At 37.0% G+C, this 24,873-nt stretch carries 26 protein-coding genes; 16 read left to right on the top strand and 10 right to left on the bottom strand.

Annotation, left to right across the window (positions count from 1 at the left end; genetic code table 11):
• The first annotated feature begins 51 nt into the window (after nucleotides 1-51).
• Genes CH364_RS09590 through CH364_RS09580 form a run of 3 tightly spaced genes read left to right on the top strand, consistent with a single transcriptional unit; the run spans nucleotide 52 to nucleotide 2,593 of the window.
• Nucleotides 52-1,344 (top strand): adenylate/guanylate cyclase domain-containing protein, encoded by a 1,293-nt coding sequence (locus tag CH364_RS09590; RefSeq protein ID WP_100743278.1) that lies wholly within the window; start codon nucleotides 52-54, stop codon nucleotides 1,342-1,344.
• A complete protein-coding gene (locus tag CH364_RS09585; RefSeq protein WP_100743277.1) occupies nucleotides 1,341-2,183 on the top strand; it encodes an alpha/beta fold hydrolase in 843 nt (280 codons plus the stop codon). The genes CH364_RS09590 and CH364_RS09585 overlap by 4 nt, the downstream gene beginning before the upstream one ends.
• Nucleotides 2,180-2,593 (top strand): DoxX family protein, encoded by a 414-nt coding sequence (locus CH364_RS09580; RefSeq protein WP_100743276.1) that lies wholly within the window; start codon nucleotides 2,180-2,182, stop codon nucleotides 2,591-2,593. Before CH364_RS09585 ends, CH364_RS09580 begins: the two co-directional genes overlap by 4 nt.
• Here the strand turns inward: CH364_RS09580 and CH364_RS09575 are convergent.
• Complete coding sequence (locus CH364_RS09575; RefSeq protein WP_100743491.1) at nucleotides 2,569-4,164, bottom strand: DedA family protein; 1,596 nt, start codon at nucleotides 4,162-4,164, stop codon at nucleotides 2,569-2,571. The genes CH364_RS09580 and CH364_RS09575 overlap by 25 nt on opposite strands.
• 93 nt (nucleotides 4,165-4,257) lie before the next feature.
• Here CH364_RS09575 and CH364_RS09570 point away from each other — a divergent pair, with 93 nt between their 5' ends.
• Nucleotides 4,258-4,800 carry an NAD(P)H-dependent oxidoreductase gene (locus tag CH364_RS09570; RefSeq protein ID WP_100743275.1) on the top strand — a complete coding sequence of 181 codons (543 nt, stop codon included), beginning with the start codon at nucleotides 4,258-4,260 and terminating at the stop codon, nucleotides 4,798-4,800.
• Nucleotides 4,793-6,646: a monovalent cation:proton antiporter-2 (CPA2) family protein gene (locus CH364_RS09565; RefSeq protein WP_100743274.1), complete on the top strand. Its 1,854-nt coding sequence runs from the start codon at nucleotides 4,793-4,795 to the stop codon at nucleotides 6,644-6,646. Before CH364_RS09570 ends, CH364_RS09565 begins: the two co-directional genes overlap by 8 nt.
• 12 nt (nucleotides 6,647-6,658) lie before the next feature.
• On the opposite strand, the gene CH364_RS18695 is transcribed toward CH364_RS09565, so the two are convergent.
• Nucleotides 6,659-6,823: a hypothetical protein gene (locus CH364_RS18695; RefSeq protein WP_165779493.1), complete on the bottom strand. Its 165-nt coding sequence runs from the start codon at nucleotides 6,821-6,823 to the stop codon at nucleotides 6,659-6,661.
• A 39-nt stretch (nucleotides 6,824-6,862) separates the two neighbouring features.
• Nucleotides 6,863-7,375 carry a peptidylprolyl isomerase gene (locus CH364_RS09560; protein WP_100743273.1) on the bottom strand — a complete coding sequence of 171 codons (513 nt, stop codon included), beginning with the start codon at nucleotides 7,373-7,375 and terminating at the stop codon, nucleotides 6,863-6,865.
• A 110-nt stretch (nucleotides 7,376-7,485) separates the two neighbouring features.
• On the opposite strand from CH364_RS09560, the gene CH364_RS09555 reads away from it, so the two are divergent.
• The 3 genes from CH364_RS09555 to CH364_RS09545 are packed head-to-tail and all read left to right on the top strand — an operon-like array spanning nucleotide 7,486 to nucleotide 9,708.
• Nucleotides 7,486-8,019 carry a rhodanese-like domain-containing protein gene (locus CH364_RS09555; protein WP_100743272.1) on the top strand — a complete coding sequence of 178 codons (534 nt, stop codon included), beginning with the start codon at nucleotides 7,486-7,488 and terminating at the stop codon, nucleotides 8,017-8,019.
• Between the two features lie 49 nt (nucleotides 8,020-8,068).
• Nucleotides 8,069-9,337 carry a sensor histidine kinase gene (locus CH364_RS09550; protein ID WP_100743271.1) on the top strand — a complete coding sequence of 423 codons (1,269 nt, stop codon included), beginning with the start codon at nucleotides 8,069-8,071 and terminating at the stop codon, nucleotides 9,335-9,337.
• Nucleotides 9,334-9,708, top strand: a complete 375-nt coding sequence (locus tag CH364_RS09545; protein ID WP_100743490.1) for a response regulator — start codon at nucleotides 9,334-9,336, stop codon at nucleotides 9,706-9,708. The genes CH364_RS09550 and CH364_RS09545 overlap by 4 nt, the downstream gene beginning before the upstream one ends.
• Before the next feature lie 16 nt (nucleotides 9,709-9,724).
• Here CH364_RS09545 and CH364_RS09540 read toward each other — a convergent pair whose 3' ends face one another.
• A complete protein-coding gene (locus CH364_RS09540) occupies nucleotides 9,725-10,951 on the bottom strand; it encodes a lipoprotein LipL46 (RefSeq protein ID WP_100743270.1) in 1,227 nt (408 codons plus the stop codon).
• A gap of 51 nt (nucleotides 10,952-11,002) precedes the next feature.
• Here CH364_RS09540 and CH364_RS09535 point away from each other — a divergent pair, with 51 nt between their 5' ends.
• The 6 genes from CH364_RS09535 to ychF are packed head-to-tail and all read left to right on the top strand — an operon-like array spanning nucleotide 11,003 to nucleotide 16,052.
• Entirely contained in the window at nucleotides 11,003-12,247 is a 1,245-nt protein-coding gene (locus CH364_RS09535; protein ID WP_100743269.1) for an exo-beta-N-acetylmuramidase NamZ family protein, read from the top strand.
• Between the two features lie 7 nt (nucleotides 12,248-12,254).
• Nucleotides 12,255-12,848, top strand: coding sequence for an LIC_11883 family protein (locus CH364_RS09530; RefSeq protein WP_100743268.1), 594 nt, complete (start codon nucleotides 12,255-12,257; stop codon nucleotides 12,846-12,848).
• 6 nt (nucleotides 12,849-12,854) lie between these two features.
• The gene (locus CH364_RS09525; RefSeq protein ID WP_100743267.1) at nucleotides 12,855-13,730 is read left to right on the top strand and encodes a DUF2797 domain-containing protein; all 876 of its coding nucleotides are present in this window, start codon (nucleotides 12,855-12,857) and stop codon (nucleotides 13,728-13,730) included.
• Complete coding sequence (locus tag CH364_RS09520; protein ID WP_100743266.1) at nucleotides 13,714-14,403, top strand: RluA family pseudouridine synthase; 690 nt, start codon at nucleotides 13,714-13,716, stop codon at nucleotides 14,401-14,403. The genes CH364_RS09525 and CH364_RS09520 overlap by 17 nt, the downstream gene beginning before the upstream one ends.
• 11 nt (nucleotides 14,404-14,414) lie before the next feature.
• Nucleotides 14,415-14,906, top strand: a complete 492-nt coding sequence (locus CH364_RS09515) for a hypothetical protein (RefSeq protein ID WP_100743265.1) — start codon at nucleotides 14,415-14,417, stop codon at nucleotides 14,904-14,906.
• Nucleotides 14,907-14,954: 48 nt separating this feature from the next.
• A complete protein-coding gene (ychF, locus tag CH364_RS09510; protein ID WP_100743264.1) occupies nucleotides 14,955-16,052 on the top strand; it encodes a redox-regulated ATPase YchF in 1,098 nt (365 codons plus the stop codon).
• 135 nt (nucleotides 16,053-16,187) lie between these two features.
• Here the strand turns inward: ychF and CH364_RS09505 are convergent, their stop codons facing one another.
• From CH364_RS09505 to CH364_RS09480, 6 genes are read right to left on the bottom strand one after another with little or no spacing between them, the layout of a single operon-like run.
• Nucleotides 16,188-16,721: a hypothetical protein gene (locus tag CH364_RS09505; protein ID WP_100743263.1), complete on the bottom strand. Its 534-nt coding sequence runs from the start codon at nucleotides 16,719-16,721 to the stop codon at nucleotides 16,188-16,190.
• A gap of 18 nt (nucleotides 16,722-16,739) precedes the next feature.
• On the bottom strand, nucleotides 16,740-17,309 hold the full coding sequence (locus tag CH364_RS09500) for an RNA polymerase sigma factor (protein WP_100743262.1): 570 nt from the start codon (nucleotides 17,307-17,309) through the stop codon (nucleotides 16,740-16,742).
• A complete protein-coding gene (locus CH364_RS09495; RefSeq protein WP_207762224.1) occupies nucleotides 17,306-18,334 on the bottom strand; it encodes a hypothetical protein in 1,029 nt (342 codons plus the stop codon). Before CH364_RS09495 ends, CH364_RS09500 begins: the two co-directional genes overlap by 4 nt.
• Nucleotides 18,331-19,665, bottom strand: coding sequence for a CHAT domain-containing protein (locus CH364_RS09490; RefSeq protein ID WP_100743261.1), 1,335 nt, complete (start codon nucleotides 19,663-19,665; stop codon nucleotides 18,331-18,333). Before CH364_RS09490 ends, CH364_RS09495 begins: the two co-directional genes overlap by 4 nt.
• A gap of 4 nt (nucleotides 19,666-19,669) precedes the next feature.
• Entirely contained in the window at nucleotides 19,670-20,806 is a 1,137-nt protein-coding gene (locus CH364_RS09485) for a cysteine desulfurase family protein (RefSeq protein WP_100743260.1), read from the bottom strand.
• The gene (locus tag CH364_RS09480; protein WP_100743259.1) at nucleotides 20,784-22,040 is read right to left on the bottom strand and encodes a hypothetical protein; all 1,257 of its coding nucleotides are present in this window, start codon (nucleotides 22,038-22,040) and stop codon (nucleotides 20,784-20,786) included. The genes CH364_RS09485 and CH364_RS09480 overlap by 23 nt, the downstream gene beginning before the upstream one ends.
• Before the next feature lie 38 nt (nucleotides 22,041-22,078).
• On the opposite strand from CH364_RS09480, the gene CH364_RS09475 reads away from it, so the two are divergent.
• Nucleotides 22,079-24,079 carry a tetratricopeptide repeat protein gene (locus CH364_RS09475; protein WP_100743258.1) on the top strand — a complete coding sequence of 667 codons (2,001 nt, stop codon included), beginning with the start codon at nucleotides 22,079-22,081 and terminating at the stop codon, nucleotides 24,077-24,079.
• Nucleotides 24,076-24,864 (top strand): hypothetical protein, encoded by a 789-nt coding sequence (locus CH364_RS09470; protein WP_100743257.1) that lies wholly within the window; start codon nucleotides 24,076-24,078, stop codon nucleotides 24,862-24,864. Before CH364_RS09475 ends, CH364_RS09470 begins: the two co-directional genes overlap by 4 nt.
• The last annotated feature ends 9 nt before the right edge of the window (nucleotides 24,865-24,873 follow it).

Here is a 24,873-nt window from a genome sequence, read left to right as displayed (position 1 = left end):
AGAAAAAAGGTTGAATCCTCCCGATTGGAAGGGTGAAACTTACCAATTACAATGAAATGGATATACTTCTTACTCGGAGATCCCAAAAAACATTCGCTCGAACACCGATTATTTAATACGGTTTCCCTGGTCAATGGGTTATTGAATTTGTTTGGGACTTTTGGTGTTTTGTATTTAGAAAACTACCTGGTTCTCATTGCTTTGAATGTTGGTTCTGGACTACTCATGCTTGCCATGTATTACTTGAGTCGAGTCAAAAGTATTTATTTTTCACTATATTGGCCATTCAATCTAACCATTCTTTTTTATTTATCATCGATGTGGTTTTTTAACGGTGGTTCGCTGGGAGGAAATCATTATTACCTGATTCCCGCTCTCGTCATTGCCCTGATCCTCATACGAAATCATAATGTGTTTATTGTTTATTCCATTTATATCCTTTTGTCTGCGTCTTTGTATGTGGTTGAGTTTTACCACCGGGATTGGGTGACCTCTTACCAATCCGATTTGGATCGTTATTTAGATGCTGGCGGAAATTACCTGTTTGTTCAAATTCTAACAGGGTTCCTAATTTTTATTTTGAGTCGGAATCTGAACGTAGAAAGAAAAAAATCAGATTCATTATTATTAAATATTTTACCTGAGTCCATTGCAGAAGAATTAAAAAAAGAAGCCCGTGTGACACCCAAACGGTATGAATCCGCTTCTGTGTTGTTTTGTGATATGGCGGGATTTACAAAAATAGCAGAGAAAATGAATGCGGAAGAACTGGTTGGTGAATTGGATACAATCTTTCGTGAGTTTGATCGTCTGTGCAAAGAATATCGATTGGAGAAAATCAAAACGATTGGAGATGCGTATATGGCAGTTGGAGGAATTCCAACTGAAAATAAAACCAATGCCGTTGATTCTGTGTTATGTGGTCTTTCTTTTCAGTCTTATATGGCCGATCAAAAAGAAATACATTCAATAAGGGGGCGGGATTTTTGGGAGATTCGTTTGGGAATTCATCAAGGTCCTCTTGTTGCAGGAGTCGTTGGTACAGACAAATTTGCTTACGATGTTTGGGGGGATACCGTCAATACTGCAAGTCGTTTGGAAAGCTCTGGAGTGGTTGGAGAAGTCAATATATCCTCTCAAGTGTATGAAGAGGTGAAACTATACTTTGATTGTGAACCTCGTGGGTTCGTTTCAATCAAAAATAAAGCCGACATCGAAATGTACTTAGTAAAAGGTTTTTTGCCAGAATTTGCTGATATCATCAGTTCAAAAGTTCCCAATGATCTTTTTAAACGTCTCTACGATTCAGGGGCTTTGTTTACACATAGTGACGAATTAGAATGAATTCGCAAATTAAGGATAACTCAAAAAAGTTCATTTTAGTCACTTTCAGTGTTTTCTTTTTATTTTGTACAAACCAATCCGTTGTAGGAGAAGAAAAAATTATCGAAAACGTTTCTCGTTTTGAAGAAACTCAAATTCATTTTTTATCGAATGATTGTAGAAATAAAAAGAAAGTTTTGGTATTGATTCATGGTTCACCTGGTGCAGCCTCCGACTTTCAAATTTACTTAAAAGACAAAGATTTACAGAGACAATTTTGTATTCTCGTTCCTGACCGATTGGGTTATGGAAATTCAATGAAGGAAAATTCTGTTCCTAATATCTTTCAACAAGGAAGGAATCTTCAAACAGCAATTTCAAATTATCTAAAAAAGGAATCACTTGTTTTTGAATCTGGAATTGTGGTGGGGCATTCTTATGGTGGTCCAATTGCACTTGTATATTTGATGGAATCAGATTCCAAAGTTTGGAAAGCGGTATTGTTGTCTGCTCCCGTTGACCCAGATTTAGAAGAGCTTGTATGGTACAATCATCTGGCAAATTTAAGTTTTGTTTCATGGATTTTACCTAAGTCCTGGGTACATAGCAATCAGGAAATGTTTACTTTAAAATCCGATTTAATCCAACTAACAAAAATGTTGGAAAACAAATCTTTAAATATTTTGTCAATTCATGGAGAAAAGGATTTTTTAGTTTCCGTCGATAATGTTAATTACTTAACCAATCATTATAAACATATTAAAAATAAGACTTTGATCCTAAAAGGTGAAAACCATTTTATCCCTTGGACTAATTTTGCAGAAATTAAAAACATAATACTTATGGAGGTTTCATTATGAAATTTTATGGATACGGAAAAATTCTTTTTCATAGCTTTCGACTTTTGTCCGCAATCATCATAACGCAAACTTTGTATTTTAAGTTTTCAGGAGCAGAAGAATCCAAATACATTTTTTCAGTATTGGGAATGGAGCCATGGGGTAGGTATGGCCTTGCTATTTTAGAGTCATTTTGTGTTTTATTTTTATTGATCCCCAGATTTGTTTGGTTTGGTGCCTTTATGGGTTTTAATTTGATGTTAGGTGCAATTCTTTCTCATTTTGTGTTTTTAGGAATTAACGTACAAAATGATGGTGGCCTTCTTTTTTTTCTGGCTCTTCTTGTGTTTTCTTTTTCTACATATTTATTGTATGTTGAAAGAAAAAAAATTCCTTACATAAAGGATTATTTCGATTCGGGTGTGGAATAAAGTTTGCGATAGTTTCGATGGTTTTTGACCAATTTGAATAAATCCAGATAAGGAAATAGGGGAACACCTCGTTTGTCATTTTCATAACCAATTTGAAATAATATCTTCCATTGGCCAAATAAAAGAGAATAACTTTGTGAAATCGAAAAATTTGGATCATAAAGATTTGTGGATTCGCTGGTAGCACCATTTAATTCAATAATTTTGAATCCTCTGCCGGTGCGGAACTGGTTTGGATCAGAAAATCGAATGTCAAATCTTCCAAAATAAAATCCAGGGATGGAGTCACCTATAGAAATGATTTTTTTTTCCATCTCTTTGGTCCTCCAATGATCTCCATCTTGGAACATACATCCCTGGATATGATTTCCGATGGAACCAATGGAAGTTGTTTCTCCAAGAGGAAGAACTTCATTTAATCTATGTTTGTTGTGTTCGAAATGTGCTTTGGATTGGAAACGAAACCTTTGATGGTTTTTAATTAAGGTTTCTAGGTCGGAAATCCCGTCACCGGTGATTTTAGGAAAAATTTTATCGGTGATCGAAAAAATTCTTCCTTCTTCTTGGTTTGGAAATCGGTAATAGAAGACACCAACTTCGAACGGTCCTTCCTGGTATTCTTGAAAAAGCCAATCAATTGGATAGGTTTGAATTAAATCCCTACAACTTTCTATAGAATACACTTTTTGAATCAAAAATCCTCGCTCACCTTTGTCAGGTTTGGCGATGATGGGAAATTGAAGTTTTTCGGAGTTCATCCAATTCTGTATTTTATCCAATGGATTTGTATCTATTTTTGACACTAGAAGAGAACTCGCTACGGTTTCACTTGGAATGAGATCTAAGATCTCTGATTTGGATTCCCCAGCAATTCCAGATGCCAAGATCCCTGGATTTACGATCGTAATGTAACGAATTCCTTTGTAACGAATCGCTAAATAAAAAAGGTAAGGAACAAGTGGCAGATAAAATAAGGGAGCCGGCCAAAACTCTAAAGTTTTTAACTTTGACAGATTCAGTAAAAACTGGTCCCGTTCGGAAGGGTTCAAACCAATTCGAAACAGTTTGTAGATAAAATAAAAACTGAAACCAAATACAAAACTAAAAAAAATTGTATGGTTGTGATTTAGATATTGATCCAAAATATTTCCATATAAATAAACCAAGGTAACGAAGGCTGTGGTCCAAATACTCACAGCGATGAAACTTGTATATAAAAATGGAAAAAAGGGAAGTGCAAAAAACCCACTACTGAGGTATAAGGTGAGCCGAGTCCCTGGTAGAAATCGCGAGAGGAAGATTGATTTTCTATAATGAAGTTTCCACTCACCAACAAATTTACCATTTTCTATTTTTTGTCGGAGGTTTGTGAGAAAACTCCATTGCACCAATCCCTTTCGAATTGCTAACCCCAAAAAGTATAAAATACAATCTCCCACAAAAATTCCGAGTCCTGTAAAAAATATGGCAAGTGATAGAGATAATTTTCCTTCTTTTGCTAGTATCCCAGCGGCAATACAGGTTAGATCTTCGGAAACGAACGTTGCAAAAAAAATGGAGAGTAAGGTCACAATTGAAATCAGAAAGAAATTTTTTATGAAGGTCAATGGAAAAGTATTTTTTTTTACGTTTCCCTTTCATTCCATTTTGTGAATTTGTCTCGTATGCCCAAAATTTTGGTTCTGCTCGTCCATCCCACTCTTGAGAAGTCCAAAGCCAATCAACTCCTTTTGGATTCCTTGCCGGTATCTGAAAACATCACCTTACATGATCTATACGAGGAATACCCAAATTTTTCGATCAATGTAAAGGCAGAACAAAATCTAATCGCAAAACACCAAACAATCATATTCCAACATCCATTATATTGGTACAGTTGCCCTCCGCTTATGAAATTATGGATGGATCTGGTACTTGAAGACGGTTGGGCTTATGGAACCAATGGTGTTCATTTATCTGGAAAAAGATGGATGCAGGTGATCACAACCGGAGGATCTAAAGATGCCTATTCTAAAAGTGGATTCCATGGTTATGAAACAGGGGAATTTCTTTTGCCTTTCCGCCGAACGGCTGAACTATGTGGAATGGAATATTTACCTCCTTTTTTAGTCCAAGGTACTTTCCAGCTGAGTGAATTGGATTTGCAAAAGGAATCCAATCGATATTCGAAATTGATCAATCAACTGTTAGGTGCACAGAATGAATGAAGTTAGTTTTTTTATCCAAGCTTTGATTTATTTGACAAGTGCCATTATTGTAGTTCCAATTGCCAACAGGCTTGGATTGGGTTCGGTGCTTGGTTATTTGATTGCAGGTATTGTGATTGGTCCTTTTGTTTTTGGTTTTGTTGGAACAGAAGGCAAGGATATGTTGCATTTTGCTGAATTTGGTGTAGTAATGATGCTATTTGCCATAGGTTTAGAATTAGAATTAGATCTACTTTGGCGATTGAAATTTTGGTTACTTGGACTTGGCGGATTACAAATTATCATTACCACTGCACTGACCGCAGCTTTTTCTTACGTGTTTGGTTTTTCTTGGAAAGCATCTTTTGCTCTTGGGTTAATCATGTCTTTATCTTCAACGGCCATTGTTTTACAAACTTTGAAAGAAAAAGGATTAATGAAAACTTTGTCTGGTCAGGCAGCTTTTTCTGTTTTGCTTTTTCAAGACATGGCTGTTATCCCGATTCTTGCCATCTTTCCTATGTTAAGTGATTCAAACGTCAAAAATTCATCACAACACCATTCTCTGATTGAACATTTGCCAGGTTATGCAAAAACCTTGGTTGTGTTCTCTGTTGTAATTGGAATTATTTTGGTTGGTAAGTATTTATTAAAACCTGTGTTCCGAATTTTAGCCAAATCAGGAAGCCGTGAAATTTTTACAGGTGCGAGCTTATTGCTCGTTATCGCCATATCTTTGTTAATGGGTGCCATTGGAGTATCGGCGGCTCTTGGTACTTTTCTAGGTGGAGTAGTTCTTGCGAGTAGTGAGTTTCGTCATGAATTAGAAAGTAATATTGAACCATTTAAGGGATTGTTACTAGGATTGTTTTTTTTGAGTGTGGGAGCTTCCATGGAAATTCCTGTTGTGATGGAAAGTCCCAATAAAGTTCTAGGAATTGTTTTTGGTATTATTTTTCTCAAAGCCTTTGTTTTATTTTGCCTTGGTTTTGTTTTTCGACTACCTTTGGACCAAAACCTCTACTTTTCTCTAGCATTATCTCAAGTGGGTGAGTTTTCATTTGTACTGTTTGGGTATTCGGAAGGATTGGGGATTTTTGAAGAACAAACCATTGTGGTTTTGGTTGCTTGTGTTGCCGTGAGTATGGCCCTCACCCCCGTACTTCTTTTGTTATATGAAAAAACAATTTTTGGATTTTTAGAATCAAAAATTCCCAAAAAACAAACTACACAAGACATTCATAAACAAGAAAACCCTGTCATCATCTGTGGATTTGGTAGGTTTGGAAATATGCTCGGACGATTCTTACGTTCCAATGGGATTGCAATTACCATTTTAGATTTTGACGCTGACAGGGTGGAAATGCTTGGTCGTTTCGGATTTAAAGTTTATTTTGGTGATGCTACGAGATTGGAGTTACTAGAATCTGCGGGTTTAGAACATACTAAGGTTCTTGTCGCAGCTTTAGACAATCCAGAAAAACAAGCGGAACTCATTCGAAATGTAAGCCAACACTATCCCAACATCAAAATAGTAGCTAGAGCAGGGGACCGGGAAGAAGCCTATGACTTAAAGGAATTGGGTGTGTCATACATTTATAGAGAAACAAGAGAAACTGCCGTGCAGATGGGAAAGGATGTTTTGAAGTTACTCGGAACAAGGGCTCATACTGCGGAAAAAGCAAAAAATCTTTTTTTGAAACATGATGATGAAACATTCCATGAGTTATTTGAATTAAGACAGGACAGGGTTCAATATATGAGTCTTGCTAAACAGAGAAACGCAGAGTTAGAAAGGTTGATGCTTGTAGACTTAGGAAAAGAAGATGAATTGGAAAGAGATCCTTGGAGTGAAATGGAAAGGTGAGTTTTTTGAAGATTAAGAAAAAAAAGAAAGTAGAAACTCTATTACCGAATGGTCTTCTTTTTTCTTTCGAGAATAGAGTTTTTTAGATGGTTTTACTTTTGTTGGTTTCATAGAAAAAATCATTCTAGAAGCCGCTTTGATTTGGGAGACTTGTTTTGGTTTTCCTTTTGTCTTCATAAGACTTAGACTCCTGAAGACAAAGGGAAGAATCAATTCTTATTTTTTAGAATCTAGGATTTGGTTCCACTCATCCAAAAAGGGTTTTGCCACCGCTAACACGGATGACGGATCACCTTCGATCGTGACAGATTCCATTACATCGCCTTGGCGAATGGAATTGACCACTTCTTGGTCTTTTTCATCTACAATCGCACCAAATACGGAATGTTTTCCATCAAGCCACGGTGTAGGAACATGAGTGATAAAAAATTGGCTTCCATTGGTTCCTGGTCCTGCATTGGCCATAGAAAGAATTCCTGGTTTGTTGTGTTTTAAACTAGAATCAAATTCATCTCTGAATTTATAACCAGGTCCACCTGTTCCTGTTCCTTGTGGACAACCACCTTGGATCATAAAATCTTCAATCACTCGGTGGAATTTAAGTCCATTGTAAAAATTCCTTTGGGCAAGGTTTACGAAGTTGGCTACAGTATTTGGTGTTTTGTCCGGAAACAAATCGATGCGAATTTCGCCTTTATTTGTTTTGATAATTGCTCTCAGTATGCTCATTCCTGTATCAGAATTCTTGGATTTTCCCTGGCAAGTCGAAAAAAGGTTTTATGTTTCCTGATGAAGTGGTTAGACTATTCCTTTAGTCGATTTTTGAAAGGAGTCAGGTCATGAAACCGGTAATCATAATTTTACTCGTATTAGTAACAATTCCTGTGTTTTCCGTATCTTCGAAAAAGAAAAAAATCAAACAAACTCCCATAGAAAACAAACTTATCGATTATGGAGAGTTCAAACGAATCGTCAACCGGTCTGAAGGAGAACGCGAAAATCATCGCCTAACAGAGGGACAGTTTTTGAAACTGATGTCCGAAGAAGGTGTTGTATTATTAGATGCTCGCAGTGAAAATCGCTTTCATCTTTTGCATATCCAAGGTGCCAAAAATCTTCCTTTCACTGAATTCACAAAAGAGTCTTTAGCGGAAATCATCCCAGAAAAAAAATCCAAAATATTAATTTACTGTAATAATAACTTTGAAGGAAACCAAGAAGCCTTTGCCGCAAAAAGTCCTGCGGCTTCGTTGAATCTTTCCACTTATAACTCACTCAAAGCCTACGGATATGAATCCATTTACGAATTAGGGCCTCTTCTTGATGTGAAAAAAACAGTCCTTCCCTTGGTGAGCGATTCACCGGCACCTTGATTTCGGTTGACCAAGGATTCGTATTTGGATCTTCTAGAAATAAATTTCCATGATCCAAGGTGACTTACTTTCTGATATTATCGAAGCCGTTTCCAACACATACGGAAACGAGTTTCTAAGTAGACTCACACTCAAACTAGCATCCATCATTGGTGCAGATTATACCTTTATTGCCATCTTTGATAAGGAGAAATACGAATCAAAAACCATTGCCCTTGTCGCCAAAGGTGTGATTGCAGAAAATATGGCATATTCCTTAAAAGATACACCTTGTGCGGAAGTATTTGATAATTCTGTATGTTATTATCCTACAGATGTTCAAAAAATATTTCCTGAGGACCAACTTCTCATCGAAATGAAAATTGAAGGATACATCGGTTCTCCTTTACTCAATTCCAAAAAAGAGGTGATGGGGCTCATTGTTGGTTTGTTCGAATCAGAAATCCAAAACAAAGACAAAATTCTAACTTTGTTCCAAATTTTTTCGGGAAGGATTGCCGCTGAGTTAGAAAGATCTGAATATGAAACTCGTTTAGAACAGAGTAATCACGAATTAGAATCTTTGGTTGATAAAAGAACAAGCGAACTAAAACAAACGTTAGATGAGTTAAGAGAAAGACAGAACCAACTCATTGAATCAGAAAAAATGGCAAGTCTTGGGCTTTTGTCAGCTGGGATTGCACATGAAATCAATAACCCTCTCAATTTTATCTTAGGTGGTTATTTTGGTGTTCGAGGCGTTTTGGAAGGTTCAAAATTAGAATCAGAAAAAACAAAATTGTATTTAGAAGCTATCAAAGAAGGGGTCGAACGTACGTCTCGAATTGTCAAAGGCCTAAACCAATTCACTCGTAGTGGGGATTCTTTCGAAGAACGTTTTGATTTAAATGAAATTTTAGACAACTGTCTTGCGATGTTGACTCACTCCCTCCGGGACCGAATTGAAGTTCAAAAGGAGTTATTGTTATCTCCTCTTGTCGTTTTTGGAAATTCGGGAAAAATTCACCAAGTATGTTTAAACATAATGACTAACGGCATCCAAGCCATGGAAGGAAATCCTGGAACCTTGGGAATTCAATCTTACTTGGAAGATCCCTTTGCAGTGATTGTCATTACGGATTCAGGAATGGGAATTCGAGACGAACATTTAAACCTCATTCGAAATCCATTTTTTACGACTAAAGAACCGGGTAAGGGTGTCGGCCTTGGGTTGTCCATTGCATATAAAATCATCAAAGACCATGAAGGTTTGATTGAAATAGAATCCGAGTGGAGGAAGGGTACCAAGTTTTTTATCAAACTTCCTTTACCAAAATGAACGATTCGAATCGAAAACGTAAGCTGCTCTATGTTGATGATGAAATCCTCAATTTGTATTTGTTTCGAGATTATTTTAAAAATGAGTTTGATGTAATCGTTGCTAAGTCGGGTAAAGAAGCAATGGAAGAACTGAATGAAAATTTGGATGTACAGTTTGTGATTAGTGATATGAGGATGCCAGAGATGAGCGGTTTGGAATTTATCACAGAAGCCAAAAACATTCGGCCCAATATCACTTATTGTATTTTAACGGGATATGATCTAACACCGGAAATCCAAACGGCAATATCAGAAAAAAAAGTGGCTCGTTACTTTTCTAAACCATTTGATCCCACAGAGATCATTTCCTTTCTCTCTGCGGGTTCTTGAATTTTGAATTTACTTGTTATTTATTTCTAAACTCAGCTTCCACAACTCCACGTTTGGAACTATTGATGCTTAAAGTTTTGCTACTTAAAAAACGGAAACTCGAATCTTTTTTATACATGAGCTCTTCTGCAAACATAGACTCTTTTCCAGGATAAGTCAGTTCCCATTCTGATCCATTCATTTCTGTTTTACGGTCATTGATTTGTTTGACCGAAGTGTATTCCATCAAATCGTTTTTAAAATTGATGGCATCTTCCAAACCAAGGCCTTTGAACTTTAAGATCACAGTGTTTTGTTCTGTGAGTTTAAACCATTCGTCTTTGATTTGTTTTCCCACTTTGCCTGACACAAGGTTTGCCCAATCTTTGACTGCTTGTTCTCTGGAAACTTCTTGAGTGATATCAGCACCTCGTCCTTCCAAACTTCCTGATCCAAAAATTTTTCCATCTCCCCAAAGTTGGATGATGCGGTAAGGGCCAGTGGCCGCGGAACTTAAAAAATCTGTTTTTTTACCGCCTGGCAAAACCACAGGCTTTTGGTCTGTTGTGGTCACCTTGGCAATGATCAAAACTTCAGCTCCGGAATCTTGTGCGAGTGTGAGTAAAGGACTTCCTTCTTCCACTGATGTAAGATCAAGTTTGGCAAGGCTTGGATTTTTTTTGAGTAGAGCTGTGAGTTGGGAACTATCCACAACTTTGTTTCCTTTGGCTCTGAGTTTTTCTATGAGTTCAGCTTCTGCGATATTGGTTGCCGATCCAATGGGATAGGATTTTCCATTGACTACTGTTTGGACAAGGACTGCAATTCTTGGATTCCCAACATCATCGAGTAAGGCATCCACTGCTGTAGAAAGTTTGGTTGCTTCCACTTCACAGCGAACATTCAAACGGATCATGTCTTGGGTGTCCAATTTCCATTGTTCTTCACTGATGATATCGTATTTTTTTACGAAACTATCTGTTTTCCCATAGAGTTTGGAGCCTAGAGATTGGCCGTCGGAAACTCCTGATTTTTCAGTGATTTGTTCCCCGACGAGTTTGCGAATGGCATTGAGTTTGGCATCTTTCAATGCCTTGTTTCTTGCGAGAGCCAAGTCTCCTTGGTAAATCGGTGCCTCTCCCATCGCTGTTACCACGTTGTCTGGCAGCGTAGGTTGTTTCTGGGCTGAATTGGATCCGGCACATGCCAAAATAGTAAGGATGAGAACTCCGGTTAAGGGAGCCAAACGAAGTCGGTTGAACATGAAGGACATTTCTCCTTGAAGATTTGCTATATTATAGAAACATATACTTACATGACCAATTACTTTTTTAGGTTTTCTCTCTGCTTTCTTGTACTCGCATGCCACGGGAACACAGTTCCCCAATTTCGCGTCCATCCGAATGATTCCAAGTTGCGGATTTCCCAGGATATTTTTTATGAAAAAATCCTTCCGACCATGGCCGGAAAAAAATTGATGCTTGCGACTAACCCTTCGGGAATCGGAACGAACCCTAAAAAAATCATTACTTCTTTAGAAAAACATAAAATCACACTCGAACATTTGATTGGTCTCGAACATGGATTCCTTGGTTTAGAAGAAGAGTTTAGTCAAACGCCTGTTACAATGGATTCTACTTTCAATCGTCCTTTGTATCATATTTATAGAATTAAAGATGCTGAGTTACGTGATCTCGTGAAGGAAGTAGATTACGTTGTTTTTGATGTACAAGACGTAGGGATGCGTTGTTATACATACTTAAGCGTTTTAAAAAGACTCATGGATGCCATGAAGAATACAAAAACAAAACTGATCGTTCTGGATCATATTCATGTTGCCATGCACCTTCCACCTATGGGTGAAAAAATGAATCCTAGAAATTTAAATTTTGCAGGTGAGTTTCCATCACTTCTCATCACAGGAATGACCGTTGGGGAAGCTACAAGGTTTTATAATAAAGAATATTTAAAAGACAGTGTGGAAGTAATGGTGGTTCCCGTAGAAGGGTATCGCCGAGGAATGTATTTTGAAGATACAGGAATTCCTTGGACCACCCCCTCACCAAACTTACCTATGGTGGACTCTGCGAGAAATTATCTCTCATTAGTTCTTTTGGAAGGAGTGAATGTTTCTGTAGGTCGAGGAACTCAAGCTCCCTTTGTTTATTTTGGAGCACCATGGATGACAAATCCTGAAGAACTTGCTTCAAAACTTGAAAAGTTAGGCAACAAATCTTATTATTTTTCTCCTGTATTTTTTAAACCTACCTTTGGACCACATAAAGGAAAAATTTGTTCTGGCCTTAGAATGAATTTAGTTCGCCCCGATTATGATCCCATCCAATTGGCCTATGATTTGATAAGGCTTATGAAAGAAACTTATCCAAATGATTTTAAATGGAGTAAGGGAGCTTCCAATCATTGGGTAGACCAACTTTGGGGCAACGAACATTTCCGAACTTCGATTAATGAAGGAAAATCTTTTGCCGACTTTCATAATACGTATGGTTCAGAGGAAGAATCCGAACGTAAAAAAATTGCTCCTTATTTGTTGTATTGAGGTATAGATGAAACGACTTATCCTTTTATTTTTTAGTTTTCTTTTTGTTTTTGCAGTATATGCTTCTGAAAAAGAATTTGTGGCTGTTCCCAAAAACAAAACTGCCAAAATTTTGAAATCAGTTGCGTATGCGACGATTCGTTCTACACTTCTTGTTTCATATGCAGAAGGTGAGGAAAAAGAATCTGTTTATACTTCTTGTTCAGAAAATTTTCCGAGTATGCCCGGGGACTTCCCTTGTAATTATTTGGATTACGAAGGCACAACCATGGAAGTGGCTCCTATTTCTTCTGTCAATGATGGAGAGGCCACCGAAGGGTCTGATCCTGAAGATGTTTATCCGGGTGGTAAGGTCACAATTAAACTTATCAAACAAAGATCACCTAATTTAAACGGGAAGGTTGTTTTACTTGGGGAAGGAGAGGACCAACTTAAACTTTTTTATGGACCTAAAGGGCAAATTTCTCATTATCTGTTTCGCCAAACTCTTGTTATTTTTAAATGGGATGTTTCTCTATCCGAACCAAGTCTCATTGGTTTACTTTTTGTAAATGTAAACAAAGAGTTTTTTCCAGAAGAAGTTAAGGAATATACTTTTTAAAACTTTATGACAAAGATCCAAGGTTATGTTCGGAAAATGTCACACAAGGGAATTTCCCCTGTTTCTTATTTTTGGGAAACAGCAAACTACCCTGAAGCTGACAAAAAAGATTTGTGTGCAGTAGAATCTACTTCCGAAACACCTGTAGAATCTTGGATTGGAAAAAAAATCACTCTTTCTACGAACGACGAGATTCGTTGTTTGCACTGTGGGAAAAAAACAAAAAAATCATTTAGCCAAGGTTATTGTTTCACCTGTTTTACAAATCTTGCAGAGAACGACCTTTGTATTTTAAGGCCTGAAACTTGTCATTTTCACAAAGGTACATGTCGGGAACCCGAATGGGGAAAAACCAATTGTTTTAAAAAACATACTGTTTACTTTGCAAACTCTAGTGGTTTAAAAGTTGGGATCACAAAAGAAAATCCAGTGTCCAACCGTTGGGTAGACCAAGGAGCAAAGTTTGGAATTCCTATTTTGGAAGTAACATCGAGAAGGGATGCGGGAATTTTAGAACATTATTTGAGTCAGTTTTTACCGGATAAAACCACTTGGCAAAAGATGGTAGCTGGTGAACCACCTGACATGGATTTGGTGCGCGAGGCCAGTAAATTTCTGAACCATTTAGAGAAAAACGATTTTTTTTCACCGCAAGATAGCAAAACTAAACTTGTCTGGAACCGGTTGGACCTTAGCCAAGGTGTTACAAAAATAGAATACCCCATTGAATCATACCCTGATAAAATCAAGTCACTCAAACTTACAAAAGATACTCCTATCTCAGATACACTTGTCGGAATCAAAGGACAATATCTTCTTTTTCGATCGGGAGTGATCAATATTCGTAGTCTCTCTGGTCTTTGGATTGAAGTATCTGACTAAAAAAATCCAACTCAGTGAGAACATCTCGACCACTATTCTTTTTGAATGTGATGAGTTTCTATTAGCTGAAAAACCAGCTGGAATTCCCGTACATGAAACAAAAGACCCAAACAGAATGGATTTCACAAGGTTACTTGCTTCAAAACTTGGTTTGTCAGATCTCCGCACTGCTAATCGTTTGGATTTGGGTACAAGTGGGATTGTTCTCCTAGGAAAAACTCATGGTAACAACAAAGAAATTGATTTGTTACTAAAAGAGGCAGAAAAGGAATACATTTTTTTATGCCAAGGGATTCCTGAATGGAAAGAAAAACGATTTGAATGTTTTATAAAAGATGGGAATAAAGAAGTAAAAATTGTGAGGAGTGGAGGTAAAAAAGCAATTACCGAGTTTCGAATTCTTTCCACTCATTCTAAAGAAAATCTTTCCTTTGGAATGGCAAAAATTTTAACAGGGAGAAGGCACCAAATTCGCGTTATGCTTCGTGAATTAGGATTTTCTGTTTTGGGTGATCCAGTGTATTCTCAATCAAGCGGGGAAAAGAAAGAAATACGAATGTATCTTCATTCCTTTCGATTGTGCTTTACCGACTTCCAAGGAAAAAAACAGTGTGTGGAGACGGAGATTCCAAAGGAATTTGACAATCGAGTTAAGAAGCCACTCTCCATTTAGAGACAACCAGAATGAAACACGAAGTTTTTCACCTTTTTATCCAAGAACAAAAATTATACAAAATTCTTTCTCGTATTGCCAAATATGTTTCAATTGGATTTCTAATTCTTTATTTGTATTTGTTGTTTAGTTCAAGTTATACGGCAAGTCCATTGATAGTTGTGATCAATTACCTAGCTATCCTTACTAGTTTTTCTGGAATCATTACCTTTAAATACTTTGAAATCCCAACTTTACTTTTGGATGTTTTTGCGGAAGGTGCATCTGCTGCCTTTTTCCAACTAGGAAAAGAGGAACGCCAGTTCGTTTGGAGAAAGGCCGGAAGAGAAGATACCCTTCCCACTGATCCTAGTCCGGAACTCATTATCAAGGAACTCTATTTGTTTGATCGGTATCCCTGGAAACGGATTGGTAAAATTTATTCGGTTGTTTACCTTGTTCTCATCCTTAGTTCCATGTTTTATCTTACTTCTGTGTATCTTGAGACAGGATTTCAAAACTAAGAAAGCAATTTTCCTTGTCTTACCGTCTCTCGGTAAAAACCTATCCCTATGGCTTTGAATTGTGGAATTGTAGGTCTCCCGAACGTCGGTAAGTCGACTATTTTTAATGCACTCACGAAGGCAGGAGCTCAGGCTGCCAACTATCCTTTTTGCACGATAGAACCCAATACGGGAGTTGTGGAAGTACCGGACGAAAGACTGAACCGTCTGGCAGAAGTTTACAAACCAAAACGTACGGTCCCCACCATGATTGAATTTGTGGACATTGCCGGTCTTGTGAAAGGGGCAAGCCAAGGGGAAGGACTTGGAAATCAGTTTTTATCTCATATACGTGAAGTGGATGCAATCTGCCATGTGGTTCGTGCATTTCAAGATGAAAACATAACGCATGTTCATGGGAAAGTTGATCCCATCGAAGATATCACTGTAATCAATTATGAATTAATTTTAGCTGATTTGGATAGTTTAGAAAAACAACAACAACGTGTTGCAAAAACTGCTAAAACAGGAAACAAAGAAGCAGCAGAAATTTTATCTGTAATGGATAAAATTTTAGATGCCTTAAAAAAAGGAAATCGTGCCTCCACTGTAGAACTTGGTGATGAAGAAAGTAAAATTGCTAAAAAATTTAACCTCATCACCATCAAGCCGGTGTTATATGTTGCCAATATTTTAGACTCCGATGTCAAAACCAGTGATAACCCTCTTGTCAAAACCATCATCGATTTTGCTTCCAAAGAAAATGCACCTGTTGTTGTATTGTGTGGACGTTTTGAAGAAGAAATTTCGGGTTTAGAAAAAGAAGACCAATTGGCATTTTTAGAAGAGATTGGAGAAAAGGAATCGGGTTTGTCTAGAATGATCCGTGCTTCTTACAAACTCCTTGGTTTACTTACTTTTTTTACAGCAGGAGTGGAAGAGGTCCGTGCTTGGACCACACACCAGGGAAGTACGGGACCTCTGGCGGCGAGTGTCATCCATTCAGATTTTGAAAAGGGATATATCCGTGCTGAGGTCATGCGTTATGAGGACATCGATAGAACAGGGGATGCAGCGAAAGTGAAAGACGAAGGCAAACTCCGGGTGGAAGGAAAAGAATACATTGTCCAAGATGGAGATGTGATTTACTTCCGAGTGAACGCTTAAAAAAAATCCCGACGGAAGTCGGGATTTTGAAGTGAACTAGTTTGGAAAAGAAAGTAGGTTCCTGAAAATTAGGAACATTTCCTTAACCAATCAATGCCTTTGGACTTCCCGTTTATTGCATGTTCACAAAAAAAATTACGATTGTAACATAAAATGATACCGGCCAATTTCCTTACCGGATTCAAAGATAGCAAGTTCAGGGCTTGAATCTAGGGTAATTGGGGAATCAAACATGGACTGAGAACCTAGTTTGGAAAGGGTTTCCACGGGGGCTCCGTCCAGAAACAGCTTAGCAGAAAGACGCTCGCAATTAGAACCCTCTACCGAAAGAAAAACTTGGTTTTTTTCAGGATTGGGTTGGAAAACAAAATCCAAATCTCGCCCTCCCACTTGTCTATGGACTCGGAAGGCTCCACTGGAATTTCCCGTCCCACGGAAGGCTAATTCTGGAGTCACTAGATTTGAATCACTTTGGTCACTGATCAGAAGTTTCAACTGGTCTTTTACGAATTGTAGATAAATTAGTATGATGGAACCCTTATCCGGAAGAACGGTTTCTAAGATCCGATCAATGGTGGATGAGTCCGCATCTTCCCCTTGGGACATGAGGTAAAGGGCTTCTTTTAATTTGAGTCGGTTCATAAATTCTTTCGGATCTTTTGGTTCCATAGTATTTATTACCCCCCGCTACGGCTTTATTTCCTTTGTAAGGATTTTTTTTATTTTTTCTTTGGCTCGATTGGCCCGAGCGAGGACTGTTCCTAGGGGAACATCGAGGATTTCTGCAATTTCTTTAAATTTGTACCCTTTTAACCTCAGGATGAGAATTTCTTTATGTGCATCATCCAAAGCTTCGATGAGATCGTAAAACTCACGTTTTTCTTCCCAAGCAAAATAGACGTCTTCTTGGTTTTGCCTATCGTCTAAAATGTCGATGCTCAAATCCAAAGAAATTCCCTCTCGATATTCATACCGACGAATGGATCTTGTCTGAGACATACTTATATTTTTAGAAATTTCACTTAAATAGATAATAAATGCAGGTAAACTCTCTCCTTTGAACTTTCGAAGGAGATGGTAATCATTTTCTGTAAGTTTGAGATACACTTGTTGGGAAGTATCTGTGACTTCCTCTCTTGGAACGTAATGAGCACAAGTCCCAATGATGAGTCTGTGAAACCTCCGAATCAATTCCTGCCAAGCCGAACTTTTCCCTAGAAGGCAGTTATCGATTAACTTTCGAATCTCATCACTCATATTTCTTTCACTGATTGGACGGAATTTTTGCAAGATGTCAGTACATTTTCTAATCTTTTTTGAAAATGATGGGAACGAAATAAGGTTTGTCGAACGAACCGAACTCGCGTTTGATTCGTTTGTGAAAATGTTAATTGGTGTTTGGAAGTGAACCGACCATAGTCACTAAAAAAACCAAAAAAACCTAAAAGTCTAATTTTCTCATTCAAAATTGGAATTTCATCTAAACAGTTTTGGAATTCCCTTAATGAGGAGAGTTGTTCAGGCTCAAAATCCGGATCTACTTTCCATTCTTCAATGAGGGATAAATAAAATTGTTTTGATTCTGAATTTTCTTCAATTAAGTTAGAGGAAGACCAAGGATTTTGTTTTGAATAGTAAAACAGCTGAAAGGTGTTTTTGTTTTGCTGTTTCATATCTTGCAGAAGTCGCAAAATCAAAGTTTTCCTTCTGGATTCTGGCATTTCGGAATACAAAACACGGTTGATGGCTAAGGTATATTCTCTTTCTTTTCCTAAAAATAATACTTCATGCGATTTGTATAAATTAGAAAATACATAAATTGTTTTTTCCCATTCTTTTTTTAATTCACCTATAAGGGGAATGAGTTCTTCGTTAGTAATTTCTGATTCTAAAATTTCCAATTTAGGCAATACAATCAAATCGAAGATTTTTTTCTTTGTTTGTTTTTCAATTTGAATTTGTTCTTCTTTGTTTGCGGTTACACATTGCCTCAAAGTCAAAATGGCATCATAAAAGGAAATGTAACGCAGAATTTGTGTTAAATCTTTGATTTCCGTTTGATTACAAGATTTCCAGTAAAAGGAAAAATCTTCTTCCTCAGCTTCCGTTTTTGGTCGGATCGTATCCCTAGTTTGGATGCCATAAGCTTGGCTAAATAAATTTTGTTTTGAATGATAGGAAGTCCAAATGTCCTCAAATGGTTTTGATTTGGGAAACCATTGTGCTTGGAGTGAAAAAGATAGAAAAAAAAAGGAAATTAGAATGTTTTTGAATTTTTTCAAAATCCACTCCTGGTTTTAAATTCGTAATACATTTTCTCTTCTGAGATATCTTTTGATAAAATGGACTCAATAAGCTCTCTTTTTTGAGAATCATCTAACAATGCGTGTTTGGTTTTTAAAAACTGAAGGACCATTTTGCGGAATTCTTGATTTTTTAAATGAGAAATTTGAATTAAAACCGGGTCTTGGGGAAGGCTAGTATCATCTTTTTTTTTTACCTTGGGTGGGTTTAGTATTTCAAATTTCTCTGCGTTGATAGGTTCTTTCTTTTCGCCTAAAAAAACAATAGAAAAAAATAAAACTAGTAGAACAAATGTTATGCCAAGGATTTGTCTGAATTTTGGTTTTGGGGTTTGTGTTGAGAAATGAACTAAACTGATCGCCGTGATGATTTCATTGGAAGAACCATTATATAATGTTTTTCTAATTTTAGCTAAGGAGTTATGCGAATTTTTAGATTTTAAATAGGAGTCCCAAAATTTGATTCCAATGGCCTTTGCTAAATTTGATTCCACAGGAAATAGGAATCCTATGACTTCTTTGGCGCCAGCTTTTAAAAAGCTTGTAGTAAGTCCAGAATGTTCGATGGAATCAAAAGAGGAATGGCAACTGTTAAAAAAAACTAAATCTAAATTGGTGAAAGAATGCTCTGATATTTCTTTCGAATATAAAAAGTCATTTGCGCCAAGTGGAATTCCGTTTTTTTCTGTATGACCAGCGTAGTGTAAATATTTAACGGAACCAGCTTCTTCAATGAATCTGACTCTTGTTAAATGATGTTCTTTAAGAATTCGTAAGTTTAATTTTTTTTCCAAAATAGGAAACAAAGCCATACATTCTTCTTTCACTGTGGAAATTAAGTTTGATTTTACTGGATTACAAACAAGCAAAATAGAATTTGTTTTTTGTTTGTATTCTTTTTGAATCGTATCAATTCGAATCCCTCTTCTGTAATCCTTATCTTGGAATAAAAAACCTTTGTGAGTGCGTAAAATTTCCCAAGGGATAGGTGAAAATTCAGGATCGATTAGGAGTTGGATGGAATCGGGAAATCCGGGATGACGCCAAAAGGGAAGAATTTTCCCAAATACAATTTGTTCTAAACTATCTGATTTTTTCCCTAATTTATCTAAGAATTCATCTTTTGTTGGATTTTGAGATAATACTCGTTCAACAAATAATGCCCAATCTTTTAGGAATTCGCTAATGAGTTTTCCGGAAAACTTTGTTGTTCTTTCTACTGTGCCAAACTGGTCTTGTTTTTCTTCCCAAATACATTCTCCATCAGTAAATTCTTCTCTGGAATATTTTGCAATAATTCTAAGTTTCATGAATTTAAATGGATTGGAGCTTTTGGATTAGTTCATTTGCTCTGGATAACAACTGTTCTACTTCTTCTTCCGTTGTAAAGTAACCCGTGGAGATTCGAATGGAGCGAAGTGCTTCTTCCTCTGTGTATCCCATATAGAGTAGGGATTTGGATGCTTCTCTTGCTCGAGATTTGCAAGAACTCCCGGTAGAAACTAAAATTCCATTTTCTTCCATTCCTAATAGAAAGAAGTCAACTGCTTGGATAGGCAATATAAGGAATGTAGTGTTCGGAAGTCGTTTTGAATTTTTTGCAATGATCGTACAACCCATTTCTTCTAATTTAGTTTCAATTAAAGTTTGATAGGATTTGAGTTTTTTGTTTTTATTCTCCAAATTTTCTAGTTGGAGTTTTGTTACTTTGTTTAAACATTCAATGGCAAAAGTATTTTCTGTACCTGCTCTATGATCATTTTCTTGATTCCCTCCACCAAACACACGAAAGTTTGTATTTGCCTTTGGTAAATAGGTTACGGCAGCTCCCATTCCCGCTCCAATTTTATGTCCTGAAAAGGTATACCCATCAAACAAGGAAAATGGGACATTCACTTTGCAAAATCCTTGCATCAAATCACTGTAAAAAAGTTGGGTATAGGTTTTAGTTAGTTTTGAAATTTCTTCCGCAGGTTGGATGACACCCGTTTCGTTTCCTGCATAAAGACAAATCACTGGTCTTGGGTTTTCTTTTAATTTTTGATCCAAATTTTGAATATCGATGATTCCTGATTTGTTGGTTTGGATCAAGTCTGGAAAAAAACCATAGGAATCCAAGGCTGAATACATGCTGGAATGTTCAAAGGGAGAAACTATTACGGAATCTAAGTTTGGATACAAAACACGTAGACTTTGGATGAGTAAGTAGTTTGCTTCCGTTCCCGTTGCAGAAAAAACAAATTGTTTCTCATGACCTTGGGTAAGACCGGCAAAATATTTTCTTGTTTGTTCGATTTTTCCTTGGTTTTTTAGGGAATATCGTGTGATCCCAGAAGGATTGTAAAATTCTCTGAGATACGTCGCCAAACAAGATTCCAAAATTTCTGCAAAAGGTGGGTGCGTGGCATTGTAATCAAAATACTTTATTTCATTCGTTAAAGGGGATTTCATCTGCTTCTTCGTAGCGACCCAGTTTTCGAAGGACGGATCTAGTTAAGTTATGATATGATTTTAAAATATCGTCTTTTTTGCCACCTACGCTTCGTTCGTCGACATTGCGCAGTTTTGGTTTTAAGGCATCCAATATCACTAAACTTTTCGAATTTTCTTTGAGTTTGTGATATGATTCTGCCTCTTTCATTTTTGATTCAAACTCGTGAACGAGAAGAGCAGGTACATTGATGTCTTCGATTTCTGAGGCAAGTTGGATATTGGCTGCTTCTTTAAATTCAATGGCCGCACGTTTGTAATAAATTTCTTCTTCCTGGCCTAGTTGGAAAAATAATTCAGCTCTTCTGAATTTGAATTTTAAATATTCTCTTTCATCGGCACCAACAAAGTAGAGAATCCTTTCATATATATCATCCATTTCTCTAGGAGAAAAATTTTTCATACCTGTGAGTAAAATTTGTCGGAGTAAAGACTCTAAATAATCGTTAGCTGATACTTCTGAAAAATCACTACGTTTGATGGATGAAAGAACTACACTTCGTTTTTGAACGGCACTAAGTCCACTTGGAACTTTTTCTAATTCGGTTAGTTTTTTTAGCACATAAGTTTCTGTTTCCAACATATGTGTTTTGTATCCCAGTAGAATTTCGCTTGGACGGCAACTTGCCCAGGCAACTGATTCTATTTTTTTAGGGGCCAAAAGTTCTGGTCCAGAAAAACGTAACGCGCGTTTGTAGTAGTCAAGTGCAGTTAAAACTGCTTCAATATGGGAGTTCCAGTAATCTTTGGGATTGGGTCCGAGGATGAGTTCTCCTTGCGGTGCCATACGTAGAAAAAGGGGAGATCCCCATTCTTTGGCTTTTTCTCTCCAAGTGAGTTCTAAAAAATGATCTTCCACATGTTCTTTGCTTCGAAAATACAAACATGCTTTTTCCATGAGTGCTAAATCTAAAGGTAAAATATTCCCTTTGGTATTTTCTTCTGCACTAAAGAACTGACTAATGATTTGGAGGAATTCGGTTCCCCCCTCTTTTCTACCTTCGAGGACTGCATCCCCTTTGGCGATGAGTTGGTGCGCAATCCGGGGATTGGGATAACCAAAAAACGAATTGTAGGCGAGGGTGAATTTGGCAAGGATCGTGTCCTTGTTTCTCAGAATCCATGGGAAAGTGATTGCCCACACGATGAGAACGGCCAGGATGTATTTTAAATTTTCTCGGAAGATTTGGTTCAAGGATTGTCCCTGTTCCCGATCTTTGCCGGAATCTACTGATGTTTCAAGCAATTAAAACTTTAAACCGTCCCTTCCTCTTTGTTTTCTTTTGTTTTCTCTCACTTTCTCTGTTTGCCACCGAGTCTGGGACAAGAACCAAAGAATGTTCTACGCTTGCACCTGGTGTACCGGCTGAATTTCTCCTATCTCGGGCCTTGAGAGAACAAGTTGATGGATTTCAGGCTGCCCAAAGAAGGAAATCAGAAGATTCCAAACTTTCCTTTGAACGTTCCGTCTCTTTTTTGGAATCTTACCACAGGTGTTTGTTGGAAGTCGGAAAAGAACCAAGTGCTCTCAGTTCTGAAACACAAGCACAGAATTATTTAGAATTAGGGGCTTTGGAAAAAGCTTGGGAATGGTCGGAAAATGCCATTCGAAAATCAGAAGATGTAACCAAAGACTTAGTTCTTTTGCAAACAAGGATTCGGATCAGGCAAGGCGAGTTGGAAAAAGCTTCCGATGTTTTGGAAAATTCTCTTCACAAGTTTCCAAATGATCCAGATTTTTTATACCTACTAGGCAATTTGAATTTTGAAAGAAAACTTTGGAACCAGTCCGTTTTATACTACACAGCTCTTTCTTTTGTCATTGAAAGACGAGATAACCATTCCAAATACAAATACCTCACAGCAAAAGCACTGGGTGAACTTAATTATAAATTAGATTATCCAAAAATTTCCATCAAACGTTATCGCGAATACACTTCTGCTTATAAAAATGATATGGAAGTTTTGTTTCGTCTAGCTCAAATCTATTTTGTGTTAGGTGATTTTAAGAATTGCCGGATGTATCTAGAACAAATCCGTGAAAAAAATCCTAGAGATATTGATGCCTCTCATATGCTTGCTGAAATTTATTTTATGGATTCTCGTGATTCGGCTGCGATTTTCTTTGCTACATTAAAAAAAGAGAAAAAAATTCCCAAAGAGGGAATTGTCTATATGTTGGATCAACTAGTTTCAGGTTCAAAATATGGATTAGAAACGAAACTAAAGGCATACATCCAAGAGAATCCTGGAAGACTTTCTCCACGAATTGCCCTTTTGGAACTAGCCGAAAAAGAAAATTCTCCTGAATATGAAGTATTGAATGCAGATACAGCCCAATCTGCCTTTGAATACAGGCAATACCTAACTGCTGAAAAGATTTTACGAAAAGGTCTTTCTCGAATTGTATCAAAAGAAAATGCAAACGAAGATCAGTCATTGTACTATGAAAAAATTTCTTCCTGCCAAGAAATGTTGGGATTATGGAATCATGCCACCATGTCCACAAAGGAAGCACTCGAACTCACCAAAGAAACTGATAAAAAATTTCGATTGCGATTTCGTTTGGCATACCTCTACTTACAAGGGAACTTAAAAAAAGAACCTCTTTCTGTTTCTGTTTTATCTGAAACAATCAAAGAAAATCCTTCGCCCACTCATTTTTATTTGAGAGGTCTTGCATACTTTCAATTGGCAAAATACAAAGAAAGTGTTCACGATTTCACAGAAGCAATCCAATTAGATCCCAAAAATTATAATTATTATTTTTATCGTGCCACAGCTTTTGATAAATTAAAACAGTTTGGTGAAGTGGAATCAGATTTAAAAACCACTCTTTCGCTCAATCCAAATGCCTCGAATGCAATGAATTATTTAGGGTATTTATATGCTGAAAAAGATATCAATCCGGAAGAGGCAAGCCAACTACTCAACCAAGCAGTATCTTTAGAACCAGATAACCCGGCCTATCAGGATAGTTTGGGTTGGGTATTGTTTCGGAAAAAAGATTTTAATCGTGCCTTACTGCATTTGAATTTTGCTGCATCTTTGGCACTTGAGAGAGGGTTTGAAGATCCTGTGATCTATGAACATTTGGGTGATGTGTATTTAGCAAAAAAAGATCCAGTCAATGCACTTCAGTTCTTTAAACTTTCCGAATCTAAATTAAAATCGGAGTCAAACAAAGACCTCGTTGCAAAAATAAAAAAAGTACAAAAGGAAATTTCGGAATGAAAGGAAATACCGCCCTAATCAGTGTTTTATTTTTATTGATCTCGTGTCAGTCTGCGGAAGTGGAAGACCCTAATTTTATTGGTAGAAACAAAGAAAAATACATTTCTGCAAAAGAGGGAGAATCTAAAACTCTACTCAAAGAAATTTTAGAGAAACAAACTGAATTCCAAAGTTTTAAGTCTGAGTTTTCTATGCAGATCCAAACATTTGTTCCGAAAAAAGACAATGTTTCCTTGGATGGAAAATTATATTTTTCGAAAGAATCCAAACAAATCAAAATCCAATTAATGGATAGTTTTTTTGGAATGGTTTTTACGGAACTCATTGCAGATCCAAACCAAATCCAAATCAAACCAACCAGTACAAAAGAAATCCAAACTTTGCCGATGGGAGATATCCTCATCCAAGATCCAAATACAAATAAAAAATTTGCGATTCCTTTTCCTGTGATTTATGAATACCTCACTGGTGCTTATTTAACGGAAATTCAAAATCCCAAAGCAAAATTCAATACAACAGATTCTAGGATTGCCCTTACCAAACCAGATGGGGAATATGAGTATTTTTTTAAAGAAGGGAATTTGGACCGATTGGAACTTTCTAGCACCAAACGTGGGTTAAAAGCAATTGCCCTTGTGAAAACAAAACCCGAACAAATCCATCCTCCGAAGGAAATTGTTACCAAAGTGATTAGTTTGGATACCGAAAAGGAAAATGTCCTCATCCAAATTAAGTTAAAAAAATCCCAAATTACGGAACCACCAGCAAATACCTTCCGGTTTTAAATGGTAAAA

Origin of the sequence: Leptospira harrisiae, from assembly GCF_002811945.1 — a bacterium.
Lineage (GTDB): Bacteria > Spirochaetota > Leptospiria > Leptospirales > Leptospiraceae > Leptospira_A > Leptospira_A harrisiae.
This window is presented reverse-complemented; position numbering and strand designations above follow the sequence as displayed.